Below are 1480 nucleotides of genomic sequence, written 5' to 3'. Positions count from 1 at the left end.
CCATTATCTCACTAACCCTCCCTAAAACTTCAACTCCTTGGATGAGTGAGCACACTGTAGTAAGCGTAAAAATGAGCATGATAATTTGAAGTGGGTATAAGGGTACAACTGTGTATTTACAAAATCAGCTACATTCCGAATTAGGGAAGACGCACTGATCGCAAAATAAAACAAATATATACATACCATTCCTGTGCCAAGCATTTTTATACAAAATTGTATAAAACCATTGTTTGCACTTGCCTTATGGATTTTCAAAAAAACAAGCATGAGTAGAACACCCAGTGGAATGCCAACGATTGCACAAATCAAAGAGCTTTCTTTGGCATACGAAGTAATTGAGGAAGGATAAACAAACAGCATGTCTCCCATAGTCAACAGCCAACACATTTAGTATAGAAATTGAACATTCCCTTCACCAATAATGGTAGAGGGAATGTTCAAAACAAATCAAGCCTACAGATAGATATCTTGTTCGTTTTCGATTAGATGTCCGATCGTGGATTCAACTCGCTCTAATGGATCGTGATTCCGGAGATTACCAAAGTCAAGACCAGTCAGGCCTTCAATTAAGGATACTTTTAATTGGAAGGTTTTAAATGCTCCGGGCACATCTGCCTCCAGATCGTTCATGAATTGCTTCTGAGATACTAGGTATGCCGTTGCAGATAATTCCCCATCATCTTTTACAACCACGACTACCTTCCAAAATATCCTCTGGAATTTTCACTCCACGGTAAACAATATCGTTTTCGCGAAATACAGGACCAGTGAAGACAGATGCTTCTCGTTTATTATTCCTCACATGATTAAGTAGATAATCTTCTAATCCTTACCATAGATCCTTACCTTGATTAAAATTTTTATGTTGAGGTGAGCAATTGGTGAAATGAAAGGTATCCTCGTTTGCTTGGTGGCTATCATTTCCCCAGATTGGATCTCTTCTTCTGACCAGGTGGCCTCTATCTATGTTATTATCTTTGTACAACTCATTGCCGCATTGGTAGCGCTGATCAATTCTGGGATCGAAACGCCAGCTGACTCTTTCATGATCTCTCAGTTCATTCCCGTCGATATTCACAACGGTATAATAAGCTAATATTACAAGTGAGAGGAAGAAGTATAGAAGTAAGCGTACCTCAATGGAACGAAATTGAACAAATAAGAGAGCATGAAAGAGATTTGTGAAGGAAATAATAATGGTACTACTATTAGCGGTGAATCAATTTTGGAATTGGAATAACAGAACTTTTGTCCGAGAAAGTACTTTTGTGCTCCCTAAATTTCGAAATAAACTTACTGTTACAGACAGCGGGGTTAACTGTATCATAAGCAGAGGCAAGTTTTGGAGTCAATAAAAGAAGCCCGTTCTTTCAGAGCTTTTGAAAAATATATAAGAGGAGGCCACTCATTTGAAAGCACTTGTATTTAATAAATTCGGAGGACCGGAAGTACTAGAATATCTTGAAATTTCGGATCC

General features: G+C 38.2%; 3 protein-coding genes. All 3 read right to left on the bottom strand.

Annotated elements, in window-relative coordinates; all coding sequences use genetic code 11:
- Positions 1 to 21 precede the first annotated feature (21 nt).
- Positions 22 to 363 (bottom strand): GerAB/ArcD/ProY family transporter, encoded by a 342-nt coding sequence (locus BLS14_RS33685; RefSeq protein WP_371121760.1) that lies wholly within the window; start codon positions 361 to 363, stop codon positions 22 to 24.
- Positions 364 to 456: 93 nt separating this feature from the next.
- Complete coding sequence (locus BLS14_RS33680) at positions 457 to 696, bottom strand: DNA/RNA non-specific endonuclease (RefSeq protein ID WP_063563798.1); 240 nt, start codon at positions 694 to 696, stop codon at positions 457 to 459.
- Positions 697 to 832: 136 nt separating this feature from the next.
- Complete coding sequence (locus BLS14_RS33675) at positions 833 to 1081, bottom strand: DNA/RNA non-specific endonuclease (RefSeq protein WP_072732978.1); 249 nt, start codon at positions 1079 to 1081, stop codon at positions 833 to 835.
- Positions 1082 to 1480: the final 399 nt, after the last annotated feature.

This window comes from Paenibacillus sp. OK060 (genome assembly GCF_900101205.1).
GTDB lineage: Bacteria > Bacillota > Bacilli > Paenibacillales > Paenibacillaceae > Paenibacillus > Paenibacillus marchantiae.
Note: the sequence above shows the minus strand (reverse complement) of the source record. Positions and strands in the feature narration are given on the sequence as shown.